We start from the raw sequence: 14,399 nt of genomic DNA, 5'->3' as shown, positions 1-14,399 counted from the left end.
CCGGTCGGCGCGCGTCAGTAGGTGTAGAAGCCGCGCCCGGTCTTGCGGCCCAGCAGGCCGGCCTCGACCATGCGGTTGAGCAGCGGCGGCGCGGTGTAGAGCGGCTCCTTGAACTCCTCGTAGAGCGACTCCGCGATCGCGCGCGTGGTGTCGAGGCCGATCAGGTCGGCGAGCGCGAGCGGGCCCTGCGGGTGCGCGGCGCCCAGCACGAAGCCCTGGTCGATGTCCTCGGCCGTGGCGAAGCCCGACTCGAGCATCCGGATCGCCGAGAGGATGAACGGGATCAGCAGCGCGTTGACGACGAAGCCGGCGCGGTCCTGGCAGTCGATGGCGTTCTTGCCGAGGTCGTCCTGGACGAAGCCGCGGGCCCGCTCGGTGGTCGCCTCGGCGGTCATCAGCGACGGGACCAGCTCGACCAGCTTGAGCACCGGCACCGGGTTGAAGAAGTGGACGCCGAGCACGTGGGTCGGGCGCTTCGTGGCGACCGCGAGCTTCATGATCGGGATCGAGGAGGTGTTGGAGGCCAGGATCGCCTCGGGGCTGGTGACGATCTCGTCGAGGCGGCGGAACAGGTCGGTCTTGGCCTGCTCGTCCTCGATGATCGCCTCGATCACCATGTCGCGGTCGGCGAGCTCGGTGAGGTCGTCGACGACGCGGATGTTGGCGAGCACAGCGTCCGCGGACTCGATCTTGCCGCGGCTCTCGGCCCGCTTGAGCGAGGCCTCCAGGCGGTTGCGCGCGGCGTCGACCGCGGCGGCGGACGACTCGACGACGATGACGTCCTTGCCGGCCCGGGCGCTGACCTCGGCGATGCCCGAGCCCATCAGGCCACCACCGACGACGCCTACCCGCTGGATGTCCGTCATTCCCCGCTCCGTTCGCTCGCATTACTAGGACGTCCTAGCAATCTACGCCGCCCCTCGGCGGGCGACGAGGGGATACCCCACAAAGAACGGGTGCTCCCTTTGTCAGCCGGTGACGACGCGCTCCAGGCCGGCGACGATCTCGTCGGCGGTCCGCTCGACCATCGCGAGCACCGTGCGGAACCCGGCGTCGCCGCCGTAGTAGGGGTCCGGTACGTCGCCCGCCCCCTCCGGGTCGAAGTCGCGGAACGCGCGCAGCCGCTCCCCGTCGACCACGCCGCTGGCGAGGGCGCGCAGGTCCGCCAGGTTGGCGGCGTCCATCGCGAGCACGAGGTCGTGCTCGTCGAGCCAGTGCGCGAGCACCTGCTGCGCGCGGTGCCTGCTGGCGTCGTACCCCCGGTCGGTGAGGAGGGCCGCGGCGCGGTGGTCCATGGCGTCGCCCACGTGCCAGTCGCCCGTGCCCGCGCTCACGACGGTGACCCGGTCGTCGAGGCCGGCGTCGGCGACGCGCGCGTTGAGGACGACGTCGGCCATGGGGGAGCGGCAGATGTTGCCGAGGCAGACGACGGAGATGCGGTAGCGGCCCGGGGTACGCGGTGCCGGGAGGGTGGCCGTCACTCGTCCTCGACCCCGACCATCGCGTCGAGGAACCAGGTCGTGACGCTGATGATGATCGAGCCCCAGACCGCCGGCCAGAACCCGTCGACGTGGAAGCCGAGGCCCACGCCGTCGGCCAGCCAGGCCGTGAAGCGCAGCAGCAGCGCGTTGATCACGATGAGGAACAGCCCGAGCGTCACGAGGATGAACGGGATCGACAGGATCGTCAGCACCGGCTTCACGAACGCGGTGATCGCGCAGGAGATGAGCGCCACGATCACGAGGTCGACGATCTTGTCCTCGACCTCCGCGCTGCCGCGGGTCGCTCCCTCGAACCAGATGCCGTCGATGAGCTGAGCGGCGAGCGCGAGGGCGGCGGTGGTGATGGCCCAGCGCGACAGGAACGCGATCATGCGCCCAGTCTGCCGGGTCGGTCGAGGCGGTCGCGCAGCCCGCCGTTCGTCGAGGCGGTCGCGCAGCCCGCCGTTCGTCGAGGAGGTCGCGCAGCCCCGCCGCTCGTCGAGGAGGTCGCGCAGCCCCGCCGCTCGTCGAGGAGGTCGCGCAGCGACCGTCACGAGACGCCCGGCCCCGGTGCAGCTTCTGTGCCGGCCGGATCGCCTGCGCGACGGCCTCCGCCTACTCCAACCGCAGGGCCTCGATGATCTCGACCTCGGCGTCCTCGATGTGCTTGCGGAGGAACTCGTGGGCGCCGTCGGGCCCCTCGAGCCGGCCGGCCTCCAGCAGCTCGACCAGGCCCTCGTGCGACTCGGCCTCGTCGTGGGCGTTGCGGTTGAGCCGGTCGACCTGGGCGAGCGCCAGCTTCAGCTCGTCCATCAGCGCCTCGGCCATCTGGACCAGGCGCGGGCTGCCGGTGAGCTCGACGAGGGAGACGTGGAAGGACAGGTGGCGCTCGTTGAGCTCCTCGTACGACGCCTCGCCGCCGCGGACCGCCGCGGTGTAGGAGTCCAGGGTGTCGCGGACCCGCTGGCGTCGTACGGCGTCGGCGGACTCCCACGCCTGCACGCCTGCCCCCTCGAGCACCCAGCGGGCGCGGCACACGTCGCGCACCGACTCGGCGCGGGGAGTCGCCACGCTGACGCCGCGGTTGGGCTCACGGGTGGCGAGGCCCTCGGCGACGAGCACGGTGAGCGCCTCGCGCACGGTCGGGCGGGAGACCCCGAGCGACTCGGCCAGGGCGATCTCGCGCAGCGGCGTGCCGCTCTCGAGCTCGCCCTCGAAGACCGCTCGGCGCAGCTCGGCGGCGACCCGCGAGACGGTCGAGGCGTGCTCGACGCTGAGCGTGGTGAACGCCTTCCGGGTGGCGGGAGCGGCAGGCATGGGCTCCATTCTGCCGCCTCGGGACACGCAGGCGGGGGTTCGCTTCCCGGTCCCGCGGTGCGGACGCTATCCTGTCCTTCTTGTCAGATTGTCTGACAATTCGGGGTGGGCGTGCCGATGGGCACCACAGGGACTGCTGGAGGAGGGGCGATGAGCTCGGCGACGCTGGAGTGGGGACGGCACTACGCGATGGTGGACCCGTCGTCGTACCGGATCGACTACGCCATCAACCCGTACATGGACCCGGCCGTCCAGCCCGACCCGGTCCGCGCCCGGGACCAGTGGCAGGCGCTCGCGGGCACCCTGCGCTCGCTCGGCGCCACCGTCGAGGAGGTCCCGGCGCTGCCGCAGGCGCCCGACATGGTCTACGCGATGAACCTCGGCCTCGTCGCGCTGCGCCCCGACTGGACCGGCCCCGGCCGCCGCTCCGTCGTGCTGTCGCACATGCGCTACCCGCAGCGGCGGGTCGAGACCCCGGCGGCACGGGCATGGTTCGAGTCGCAGGGCTTCGCGCCGTCGTACATCGGTCGCGAGGGGATCGGTGCACACTTCGAGGCCGGCGACGCCTTCCCGTTCCGCGGCGACCTGGTCGTCGGCCACGGCCCCCGCACCGACGAGCTCGCGCTCAAGCAGCTCGCCCACGACCTCGGGGTGCAGGTGCGCGGCGTGCGGATCACGCACCCCGGGATGTACCACCTCGACCTGGCCTTCTGCCCGCTCGACGACGACCACGCGCTGGTCTGCCCGTCGGCCTTCGACGAGGAGTCGGCCGCGGCGCTGCTCGACCTCGTCCCGCAGCCGGTGATCCTCAGCGAGGAGGAGGCGATCGGCAGCTGGTGCGCCAACTCCGTGGTCGTCGACCGGACCGTCGTGATGCCGGAGTGCCCCCGCCGGGTGCGCAACTGGCTCGACACGCTGGGCTTCGACGTCGCCCTCGTCGACGTCTCGGAGTTCCACCTCGGCGGCGGCTCGGTCCGCTGCCTGACCAACCCGCTCGACATCACCCTCGGCCGCGACCTCGAGCTGGTCACGGGCGGGCAGGTCGTCGACCCGGGAACGGCCGCGGCCTAGGTTCCCGCCTTCCCGGTCCCGCCTTCCCGGTCCCGCGGTTGAGCGGGTCTCCGGGTGGATACGGTGTCCACCACTGCAGTCCACCCACCCCCCAGGAGCTCCGGTGCCCGGACCCACGCCCAGCCAGCCGGGCTGGTACGACGACGGCAGCGGCCGCGAGCGCTGGTTCGACGGCAACGGCTGGACCGACCACGTCCGCGGTGAGGCCGGGGCGGGGGAGCAGGTCGGCCCCGACACCGCGCCGATCGCGGGGGACTCGACGGTCGTCGTACCAGCGGCGGCGCGGCCCGGACCGCCACCGGCGACCGCGCAGCTCCAGCAGCTGCAGGTCGGGGGCGGCAAGGGCCTGCGCATCGCGATCGGCGTGCTCGGCGCGCTGGTGCTGGTCGCCGTCGTGGTCGTCGGCGTGCTGCTGCTCCTCGGACGCGACGACGACGACAAGGACAAGGGAACCGACGACGCGACCAGCCCGTCGGTGACCGAGACGACGCCGGACGCACCGTCGTCGTCCCTCGACACCCCGACGATCCAGCCCTCGGACTTCCCGAGCGAGGAGCCGACCTCCGAGGCGCCGCCCCTGCCCGAGCTGCCGAGCAACCTGCCGACCGAGTTCCCCAGCGACTTCCTGTCCGACTTCCCGACCGACCCCGAGGGCTTCGAGTCCTGGGCCTCCGACTTCCTGGAGCCGTGATCCGATGAGCGACCCGAACCAGCCGTACGGCGCCGTCCCGCCCACCAGCTTCCCGCCGCCGTCCGGCCCGCCGCAGGGCCCGCCGCCGGGCTTCCCGCCCCCGGGCGGTGGCCCGTCCGGCCCGCCGCCCGGAGGTCCGTGGGGCCCGCCACCGCCTGCCTCGGGAGGCAAGGGCAAGGGCCTGCTGGTCGCGCTCGGCGTGATCGGTGCGCTGCTCCTCGTCGGCGTGGTCGTCGCGCTGGTCGTGCTGCTGACGAACAGCGACGACGACGGCGACGAGAAGGGTGACGACGACACGACGGCGTCGACGGGCGCGGCTCCCGACAAGGTCGTCGAGGGCCTGATCGCCGCGGCCGGGGATGCCGACTGCGACAAGGCCAAGACCTTCCTCACCGAGACCGCGCAGGCCGCCGACCCGTGCAACGCCGCGGAGTTCCGGCTGCTCTCGACCTCCGACGTCGATTCCGAGGTCGGCGACCCGGTCATCGACGGCGACGAGGCCACCGTGCCCGTGAGCTTCGACAACGAGGGCAGCACGGAGGACTACGTCTTCAACCTCGAGCAGGTCGACGGGACGTGGCTCGTGGCGTCGTACGCCATCGACAGCGGCGGCGACGACCCGACCGACAGCACCTCCTCGACCGACGACCCGACCGGCGACCCGACCGACACGGCCACCACCCCCGGCGGCACCAGCACCGCCGACGCGGTCGCCAACGACCCGATGTCCGTCGTCGAGGCCTTCATGACGGCCTTCGTCAACGGCGACTGCGCCACGGCGGAGGACCTCGTCACCGAGGCCTACATCAAGGACGAGGGCAGCTGCGACCCGTCGGAGATCACGCCCTTCTCCAGCCAGCTGAAGTACACCGTCGGCAAGGCCGACGTCGACGAGGCGGCCGGCAAGGCCTCCGTCCCCGTCGACATCACCATCGCCGGCGAGGCCGACCGTGGCACCTTCACGCTGGTCAAGGTCGACGGCGTGTGGCGGATCAACGGGTCGGACGACACCGCCGAGTGACCGCCGGTGGTCGAGGAGGTCGCGCAGCGACCGTCTCGAGACCCCTGGCTCCGGCGCACCCGCTGTGCCCTTCGGTTGGGTGCGTGGTCGGGTCTTCAAGCGCAGCGACGAGGAGGCTGGGTACGGGGCTGAGTTCGGCGGTCGGGTGCCGTCCGCCCGGTGGTCGAGGAGGTCGCGCAGCGACCGTCTCGAGACCCCTTGCTCCGGTGCACCTGCTGTGCCCTTCGGTTGGGTGCGTGGTCGGGTCTTCAAACGCAGCGACGAGGAGGCTGGGTGCGGGGCTGGGTCCCGCGGTCGGGTGCGGTCCGGCGGCCTCGTGATCACTCGTCGCACGACTAGTTCTTCACATGCGCCGGATGGATTTTCCCCTGTCCACAGGCGGGTTTCCGTCGCTTCGTTGTGTCGGAGGTCGATGGGAGAATCCAGTCATGGATCTCGGAACCAGCGGCACCGCGACAACTGTCTCGACAGCGTCGTTGCTGTCGTGGATCGCTGACGACGCCGAGGTCCGTGACCATCTCCTGGTCCGGGAGTGGATGAACATCGTCGCCTGGGCCGGCGCCAATATCGTCGATGGTGCTGAGGGTGCCGCGACCCTGACGGAGGGCTACCTCGACACCGGTGTCCCGATCGCCGGCCCGGGTGCACCGCTCGTGAGCGAGTTCCAGCTGATGGAGCTCATCGCGGTGCTCGGCCGGACCCCTGAGGGTGGGCGGTCGTATGTCGGTCAGGTCGTCGAGTGCGCCTGGCGCCTCCCGCTGCTGTACGCCGCCGTGGTGGACGGCCGGGTCGCGCCGTGGCGGGCTCAGAGGATCGCCGACCTCACCCGTTCCCTCCCCGAGCAGGCGGCGGGGTTCGTGGACCGGCACCTCAACGCCGCCGTCGGCGGCGTCGGGTGGGCGCAGCTCGAACGCCTCGTGACCGAGGCGATCCTCCGGTTCGACCCCGAACGTGCAGAAGCTGAACGCCAAGCCGCGAACGACCGCCGCCACTGCGACGTCCACATGGACGAGGTCGACGCACACGGCGGCGTGCACCTCGACGCCTACCTCGATGCCGCCGACGGCCACGACTTCAACCAGGCCGTCGCCCGGGAGGCGCACCTGCGCGGCCAGCTCGGCGACGAGTCCAGCCTCGACGTGCGTCGGGCGAAGGCGGTCGGTGCGATCGCCCGCCGCGACCTGGCCCTCGACCTGCTGATCGCCGACGAGACCACCGGTGAGGTCCTCGCCCAAGCCCCCGGTCGTCGGGTGGAGCTGAACGTCCACATCACCGACACCGCCCTGACAGCACAGGCACAGGGGTCTCGTGACGGTCGCTGCGCGACCTCCTCGACCACCAACACCGTCGGTCGCTGGGACGAGGGCCGCTGCCCGGTCACCACCGCACAGATCCGGGAATGGCTCCAGGTCCCGGGCTCCACCGTCATCGTCCGACCGGTCATCGACCTGGCCGACTGCGTTCCGGTCGACTCGTACGAGATCCCCGACCGCCACCAACGACGCGTCCGCCTCCGCGACCACACCTGCCGGTTCCCCAACTGCCCCCAACAAGCGGTCCGCTGCGACCTCGACCACGCCCCACCCCACGCCGCGGGCGGCAAGACCTGCCCCTGCAACCTCGTCCCACTCTGCCGACGGCACCACCGCGCCAAGACCCACAGCACTTGGCGCTACCAGGTCACCAGCCCCGGCCACTACCTGTGGACCAGCCCCCACGGCCACCACTTCCACGTCGGCCCCGCCGGCACGACACCGCTCGACGGCCACTGACCACCACGCCCCACGCCCCGCCGGAGTCGGCGGGGCCATTGGCACGCCCGCTCTACCCCGGCGTCCGTGACATCGCCGAAACCCGCGGCAGCCCGGGTGTCCCTAGGCTGGCTCCATGTCGATCAAGGTCGCGCTGGAGCACCGCACGACGTATGACTTCGCGGAGCCGGTCGCGGTGGCGCCGCACGTCGTACGACTCCGGCCTGCGCCGCACTGCCGCACGCCGATCGAGGCGTACTCGCTGACGGTCGAGCCCGCGGGCCACTTCGTGAACTGGCAGCAGGACCCGTTCGGCAACTGGCTGGCGCGGCTGGTCTTCCCCGAGAAGGTCAAGACGCTCGACATCACGGTCGGGCTGGTCGCGGACCTGATGGTGATCAACCCGTTCGACTTCTTCATCGAGGAGTACGCCGAGCGCTTCCCCTTCGCGTACGACGAGCAGCTCGCCGCCGACCTCACGCCCTACCTGCGGCCGGTGACCGACGCGGAGGCGGCCGACGAGTGGCGCCGCGGCCTGCCGGAGCTGCCCGCGGACGGCGTACCGACGGTGCAGTTCCTCGCCGACCTCAACAGTGCCGTGCACCGCGACGTCGCCTACTCGGTGCGGATGGAGCCCGGCGTGCAGACGCCGGACCACACGCTGGCGAGCGGGATCGGGTCGTGCCGCGACTCGGCGTGGCTGCTGGTGAGCCTGCTGCGGCAGTACGGCCTGGCGGCGCGCTTCGTGTCCGGCTACCTCGTCCAGCTGGCGCCCGACGCGTTCGCGACCGAGGGGATCGAGGGGCCGACCGGTCCGACCGAGGACTTCACCGACCTGCACGCGTGGGCGGAGGTCTTCCTGCCGGGCGCGGGCTGGGTGGGGATGGATCCCACGAGCGCGCTCTTCGCCGGCGAGGGCCACATCCCGCTGTCGGCGACGCCGCACCCGAGCTCGGCCGCGCCGATCGAGGGCGCCACCGACCCGGTCGAGGTGACCTTCTCCTTCAGCAACACCGTGACCCGGGTGCACGAGGACCCGCGGGTGACGGCGCCGTACACACCGGCCCAGTGGGCGCGCATCGACGAGCTGGGCGCGGCCGTCGACAAGCGGCTCGAGGCCGGTGACGTCCGGCTGACGATGGGTGGCGAGCCGACCTTCGTCTCGCTCGAGGACTCCTCGACGCCCGAGTGGAACACCGACGCGGACGGGCCCGCGAAGCGCCGGCTGGCCGTCGACCTGGCCGCCCGGCTCCAGAAGCTGTACGCCGAGGGCGGGGTCGTGCACCGGGGGCAGGGCAAGTGGTACCCGGGCGAGCCGCTGCCGCGCTGGGCGATCTCGCTGCAGTGGCGCAGCGACGGCGAACCGCTGTGGGGCGACCCGGCGCTGCTGGCCGACCCGTGGGCGACCCCGGTGGTCGAGGAGGTCGCGCAGCGACCGTCGCGAGCCCCCCGGGCCCACGCCTTCGGCGCCGAGGTGACCCGGCTGCTGGGGCTGCCGGAGGACCAGCTGCGCCCGGCCTACGAGGACCCCTTCGCCGCGCTCGCCACCCACGTCGCCCAGCCGTACGGCGACCGGCCGGCCACCGACGACACGGACGATCCCGACGCGGAGCTGGTCGCCCGGCTCGACGCCGACGTCACCGAGCCCACCGGCTGGGTGCTCCCGCTGGCCACCGCGGAGACCGGCTGGACCAGCCCGGTGTGGCGCTTCCGCCGCGGGCGGCTGGTGCTCACTCCGGGCACGAGCGCGGTCGGGCTCCGGCTGCCGCTGGACGCGATCGGCTGGGTCGACCCCGAGGCGCCGGCCCAGCCGTCGTACCTCGAGGCCGGGGAGCCGCTCGTCGCGGGCGTGCCGGCCGTCGTGCTCGCGGACCCGGAGGGTGCCGACCGCACGGCGCTGGCCTTCGAGGAGCGCGACGGGCACGTCCACGTCTTCCTGCTGCCGACGACGCGGCTCGAGGACTACGCCGACCTGCTGCACGTCGTCGAGGCGGCGGCCCGGGCGACCGCGACGCCGGTCGTCATCGAGGGCTACCAGCCGCCGCCCGACCCGCGGCTGGTGCAGCTGTCGGTCACGCCGGACCCCGGTGTCATCGAGGTCAACGTCCAGCCCAGCCGCAGCTGGGCCGAGCTGAGCGACCTCACCACGACGCTCTACTCCGAGGCCCGGCTGGCGAAGCTGTCGACGGAGAAGTTCGACCTCGACGGGCTCCACACGGGCACCGGCGGCGGCAACCACCTCACCCTCGGCGGGCACCAGCCGGTCGACAGCCCGCTCCTGCGGCGCCCGGACCTCCTGGTCAGCCTGATCACCTACTGGCAGCGGCATCCCTCGCTGTCGTACCTCTTCTCCGGGCGCTTCATCGGGCCCACCAGCCAGGCGCCGCGCTTCGACGAGGGTCGGCCGGAGGCGGTCTACGAGATGGAGATCGCCTGTGCGGAGGTGGCCCGGCTGGTCGCGGAGGCCGCGGACGGCGACGCCGGGCCTCGGCCGTGGCTGGTCGACCGGGCCCTGCGCCACCTGTTGACCGACCTCACCGGCAACACCCACCGCGCGGAGTTCTGCATCGACAAGCTCTTCAGCCCCGACTCCACGCGCGGCCGGCTGGGCCTGCTGGAGCTGCGCGGCTTCGAGATGCCGCCGCACCCGGAGATGGCGCTGGTCCAGGCGCTGCTCGTGCGCAGCCTGGTCGCGATGTTCTGGGAGAGCCCGATCGACCCGTCGACCGCGCCCCTGGTGCGCTGGGGCACCCGTCTGCACGAGGACTTCCTGCTGCCGCAGGGCGCGATCGCCGACATCCACGAGGTGGTCGCCGACCTCGCCGCGGCCGGGATCGACTTCGACCCCGCGTGGCTGGCGCCCTTCACCGAGTTCCGCTTCCCGCGGATCGGCTTCGCCGACGTCGCCGGCGGGATCTCGATGGAGCTGCGCCAGGGCGTCGAGCCGTGGCACGTGCTCGGCGAGGAGGCGACCGGGAGCGGGACGGCACGGTACGTCGACTCGTCGGTCGAGCGGATCCAGGTGACGGTGCGTGGAATCGACCCCGAGCGCCACCTGGTGACGTGTCAGGGTGTTCCCGTGCCGCTCACTGCCGTCGACCCCGGACCCGCACCCACGGGTCACTACGGCGGCGTGCGCTACAAGGCCTGGGCGCCGTGGTCGGCGCTGCACCCGTCGATCCCGGTCGACTCCCCGCTGACCTTCGACGTGGTCGACGTCGACGCCGGCGTCAGCCTGGGCGGCGCGACCTACCACGTGGTCCACCCGGGCGGGCGCAACTACGACCACCCGCCGGTCAACGCGCAGGAGGCGGAGGCCCGCCGCGCGGCCCGCTTCGAGCCGCGCCGCCACACCGCCGGCAAGGTCGACGTCGCGGCGCTCCGGCGCCTGCAGCGCGAGGTCGCCTCGGCCGAGTACCCGCACACCCTCGACCTGCGCCGGGTCGCCTCGCGGACCGCCCGGGGTCGCCCGTGACGGTTCTGCGGGACTACGCCGCGGGACTGACCCAGCCGACCCTGGCGGGGCCCGGTGACGACGGCGGTGACAACGAGGTCACGAGCCGGTACGACGAGGTCGTCGGGCCGGACGGTTCGCTGCGCGCGCCCTGGAAGCGCCTGGCCGAGGTCGCCACGCAGATCGACGGCGACGACATGCGCCGGGTCGCCGAGGAGATCGCCCGCTTCCTCGAGGACGACGGCGTCACCTACTCCCGCCCGGGCGAGCGCCCCACCCGCTGGCGGCTCGACCCGGTCCCGCTCATCGTCGACGCCTCGTCGTGGAAGCAGCTCGAGGTCGGCCTCGCCCAGCGGGCGGAGCTGCTCAACGCCGTGCTGGCCGACCTGTACGGCGACCAGACCCTGCTGGCGGAGGGGATCGTGCCGCCGGCGGTCGTGCTCGGCCACCGCGGCTTCACCCGGATCATGGCGCGGCCCTCGATGCGCGACCCGCGCCCGCTGGTGCTCTCGGCGACCGACCTCGGCCGTGACGGCGACGGCGCGTGGCGGGTGCTCGGCGACCGCACCCAGGCGCCCTCGGGCCTCGGCTACGCCCTCGAGAACCGGCGCGTGCTGAGCCGGGTCATGCCGGAGCTCTACCGCGAGGCCGACCTGCACCGGATGGCGCCCTACCTGTGGGCCCTCCGCTCGGCGCTGCTGCAGTCGGCCACCGGTGACCTGCCGGACCCGCGCGTCGTCGTACTCAGTCCGGGGCTGCACTCCGAGACCTACTACGACCAGGCGGCGATCGCCTCCAACCTCGGCTTCCCGCTCGTCCAGGGCAGCGACCTCACCGTCCGCGACGGCTGGGTGCTGATGAAGACGCCGCAGCGCCTCGAGCGGGTCGACGTGATCCTGCGCCGGGTCGACGCCGCGTGGAGCGACCCCCTGGAGCTGCGCGGCGACTCCCAGCTCGGCGTCGCCGGCCTCGCCGAGGCCGTACGACGGGGGCGGGTCCGGGTGGTCAACGGGCTCGGCTCGGGGGTGCTCGAGAACCCCGGCCTGCTGCCCTTCCTGCCCGCCGCCTGCGAGCACCTGCTCGGCGAGCCGCTGCGGCTGGAGTCGGTGCCGACCTGGTGGTGCGGCGACCCCGACGGCCTCGACCACGTGCTCGACCACCTCGACGAGCTCGTGGTGCGCAGCATCGACGGCTCCGACCTGACCCTCGCCGGTGCCTCGCCGGAGCGGATCCGGGTGACCGTGCGGGCCCGGCCGCACGCCTTCGTGGGCCAGCAGCGGCTCCAGCTCTCGCAGTCGCCGACCTGGCGCGGGCGCACCGCGCAGCCGGCCGACGTCCTGCTGCGCGCGTTCACGCTGCGCTACGGGTCGGCGTACCGTCCGCTGCTCGGTGGCCTCGCGACCGCGCGCGACGGCGACCGGACCGTCGCCAGCAAGGACGTGTGGGTTCTCAAGGACGAGACGACGCAGCCGGACCAGGGCCTCACCGACGTCCTCCCGATGACCGCGGTGCGCTCGCTGCCGGCGACGGTGCCGCGCGTCCTCGACGACATGTTCTGGTTCGGCCGCTACGCCGAGCGGTCGGAGGACATGCTGCGCCTGGTCCTCGCCGCGCACGTGCTGGTCGCCGACTACCGCACCCGTCCCCGCACCACCGGTGGCATGAGCTCGGAGATCCTGATGTCGGCGGTCCACCGGCTCACCGGGCGCGTCGAGGACGACGACGAGGCCGACCTGCGCTCCGTGCTGCTCGACGAGGAACGACCGGGGTCGGCCGCGCACTCGCTGGCCGGCCTGCGTGACGCATTGACCGGGGTGCGCGACCAGATGTCCGCCGACGCCTGGCGGGCGATGGGCTCGGTCGACCGCGCGCGGGCGGTGCTGGAGGGCTCGCACCACAGCCACCAGGTCGCCGAGTCCGCCGGGCGGATGCTGACCGCGGTCCTCGCCCTGCAAGGGGTGACGGCGAGCATGATCCGCGACGCCGGCTGGCACATGGCCGCCGCCGGGCGCTACCTCGAGCGCGGCCTCCAGATGTGCCACCTGCTCCGGCTGACCACCGAGCGGCGCGGCCTCGACGTCGACCGCGAGGTGCTGGCGACGGTCCTCACCGCCGCGGAGAGCTCCGTGACGCACCGGCGCCGCTACCGCGACTACGTCCGCCCCGCCGGGGTCCTCGACCTGCTCCTGATGGACCCCGAGAACCCGCGCTCCCTCGTCTTCGCCCTCCACCGGCTCAAGGAGCACGTGGCCGGCCAGGTCGCCTCCACCGGCTCGACCCGTCCCGAGCGGCTCCTCGACGACCTCATCGCCGAGGTGGAGGGCACCGACGTCTCGGCGCTCGTCGCGATCGGCGGCGTGCAGCGGCCGCACCTGGTCGCCTTCCTCGACGACGTCACCGGCCAGCTCGAGCGGATCGCCGAGGCCGTGCGGGACCTGCACTTCGCCACCGGCCCGCGCCCGCGCAGCTTCGGCGTGCTCCCGACGCTCACGGAGGCGACGACATGACGCGCTACCGGGTGGAGCACCGCACGACGTACACCTATGACGACGACGTCACCGACAGCCTCGGCATCGGTCACCTCGTCCCGCGGGAGCTGCCGTGGCAGCAGGTGCGCGGGTACGACGTCGTGGTGACCCCGGAGCCCGGCGACCTCAGCCGCGACGCGGACTACTACGGCAACACCGTGACCTACTTCCAGGTCACCACGCCGCACGACGAGCTGGTCGTCGTCGGCAGCGGCGAGGTCGAGGTGGTCCCGCCGGCCATCGACGAGGACGCCGCCGCCCGGCCGTGGGAGTCGGTGCGGCCGCTGGTCGCGCCGTCCGCGCCGGGCGCCTGGCAGGCGACCGACTTCGCGCTGCCCAGCGCGGCGGTGCCGGTCCACGCGGGTGCCCGCGACTACGCCGCCGACTCCCTGCTGCCCGGGCGTGCGGTGGGCGAGGCCGTCACCGACCTGATGCACCGCATCCATGCGGACTTCGACTACGACCCGGCCGCCACCACCGTCACCTCGACCGTGTCCGAGATCCTCGCCAAGCGCGCGGGCGTCTGCCAGGACTTCGCCCACTTCACGCTCTCCGCCCTGCGCGCCCACGGCCTGGCCGCCCGCTACGTCAGCGGCTACCTCGCCACCGAGCCGCCGCCCGGCAAGGAGCGGGTCGTCGGCGCCGACGCCTCGCACGCGTGGGTCGCGGTCTGGCTCGGCGGCGACGAGTGGCTCGCCCTCGACCCGACCAACGACCAGTGGCAGAACGACCGCTACGTCACGCTCGCGTGGGGGCGCGACTACGGCGACGTACCCCCGTTGAAGGGCGTGATCTTCACCGAGGCGAAGACGTCGCGGCTGACGGTGTCGGTGGACGTCGCGCCGCTCGGCCCGGCCGTGCTGTAACACGCTGTTCGCCGCACTACCCGGCACTTCTCGGCACCGACACGCGGTGAAACGCGCGGAAACGTGCCGACAACCGCCGGGTAGTCGAGCGAACAGCGTGTTACCTGCCCCGCCCGGCCGAATCGCCCGGAAGAGGTGGAGTCAGGCGCCCGGCCCTCCTGGTGCCGCGTCCGGAAAGTTCTGAAGCGCTTCGCGCACCCACAGCACGCACCTCGCGGC

Annotated in this window: 11 protein-coding genes; 7 read left to right on the top strand and 4 right to left on the bottom strand. The window is 72.9% G+C overall.

The window, feature by feature from the left end; all coding sequences use genetic code 11:
* Nucleotides 1-14 precede the first annotated feature (14 nt).
* The 4 genes from AC2YHB_RS16200 to AC2YHB_RS16185 all read right to left on the bottom strand — a co-directional run bounded on the left by AC2YHB_RS16200 (nt 15) and on the right by AC2YHB_RS16185 (nt 2,798).
* Nucleotides 15-857: a 3-hydroxybutyryl-CoA dehydrogenase gene (locus AC2YHB_RS16200; protein WP_277987711.1), complete on the bottom strand. Its 843-nt coding sequence runs from the start codon at nt 855-857 to the stop codon at nt 15-17.
* A 111-nt stretch (nt 858-968) separates the two neighbouring features.
* Nucleotides 969-1,481, bottom strand: a complete 513-nt coding sequence (locus tag AC2YHB_RS16195; protein ID WP_308645504.1) for a low molecular weight protein-tyrosine-phosphatase — start codon at nt 1,479-1,481, stop codon at nt 969-971.
* Nucleotides 1,478-1,873: a phage holin family protein gene (locus AC2YHB_RS16190; protein WP_036548931.1), complete on the bottom strand. Its 396-nt coding sequence runs from the start codon at nt 1,871-1,873 to the stop codon at nt 1,478-1,480. Before AC2YHB_RS16190 ends, AC2YHB_RS16195 begins: the two co-directional genes overlap by 4 nt.
* A gap of 223 nt (nt 1,874-2,096) precedes the next feature.
* Nucleotides 2,097-2,798, bottom strand: a complete 702-nt coding sequence (locus AC2YHB_RS16185) for a GntR family transcriptional regulator (RefSeq protein WP_051932533.1) — start codon at nt 2,796-2,798, stop codon at nt 2,097-2,099.
* 150 nt (nt 2,799-2,948) lie between these two features.
* Here AC2YHB_RS16185 and AC2YHB_RS16180 point away from each other — a divergent pair, with 150 nt between their 5' ends.
* The 7 genes from AC2YHB_RS16180 to AC2YHB_RS16150 all read left to right on the top strand — a co-directional run bounded on the left by AC2YHB_RS16180 (nt 2,949) and on the right by AC2YHB_RS16150 (nt 14,180).
* A complete protein-coding gene (locus AC2YHB_RS16180; RefSeq protein WP_179648206.1) occupies nt 2,949-3,869 on the top strand; it encodes a dimethylarginine dimethylaminohydrolase family protein in 921 nt (306 codons plus the stop codon).
* 103 nt (nt 3,870-3,972) lie between these two features.
* Nucleotides 3,973-4,560 (top strand): DUF2510 domain-containing protein, encoded by a 588-nt coding sequence (locus AC2YHB_RS16175; RefSeq protein WP_179648205.1) that lies wholly within the window; start codon nt 3,973-3,975, stop codon nt 4,558-4,560.
* Nucleotides 4,561-4,564: 4 nt separating this feature from the next.
* Nucleotides 4,565-5,581 (top strand): nuclear transport factor 2 family protein, encoded by a 1,017-nt coding sequence (locus AC2YHB_RS16170; protein WP_179648204.1) that lies wholly within the window; start codon nt 4,565-4,567, stop codon nt 5,579-5,581.
* Nucleotides 5,582-6,009: 428 nt separating this feature from the next.
* Nucleotides 6,010-7,353, top strand: coding sequence for an HNH endonuclease signature motif containing protein (locus tag AC2YHB_RS16165; RefSeq protein ID WP_487354288.1), 1,344 nt, complete (start codon nt 6,010-6,012; stop codon nt 7,351-7,353).
* Between the two features lie 115 nt (nt 7,354-7,468).
* On the top strand, nt 7,469-10,807 hold the full coding sequence (locus AC2YHB_RS16160) for a transglutaminase family protein (RefSeq protein ID WP_487354287.1): 3,339 nt from the start codon (nt 7,469-7,471) through the stop codon (nt 10,805-10,807).
* Nucleotides 10,804-13,293: a circularly permuted type 2 ATP-grasp protein gene (locus AC2YHB_RS16155; protein WP_487354286.1), complete on the top strand. Its 2,490-nt coding sequence runs from the start codon at nt 10,804-10,806 to the stop codon at nt 13,291-13,293. The genes AC2YHB_RS16160 and AC2YHB_RS16155 overlap by 4 nt, the downstream gene beginning before the upstream one ends.
* Nucleotides 13,290-14,180 (top strand): transglutaminase family protein, encoded by an 891-nt coding sequence (locus AC2YHB_RS16150; RefSeq protein WP_487354285.1) that lies wholly within the window; start codon nt 13,290-13,292, stop codon nt 14,178-14,180. The genes AC2YHB_RS16155 and AC2YHB_RS16150 overlap by 4 nt, the downstream gene beginning before the upstream one ends.
* Nucleotides 14,181-14,399: the final 219 nt, after the last annotated feature.

The sequence above is a fragment of the Nocardioides sp. SRI_004 genome (assembly GCF_057586415.1).
The sequence above is the reverse complement of the archived record's forward strand: the minus strand, read 5'-3'. Positions and strand labels throughout refer to the sequence as shown.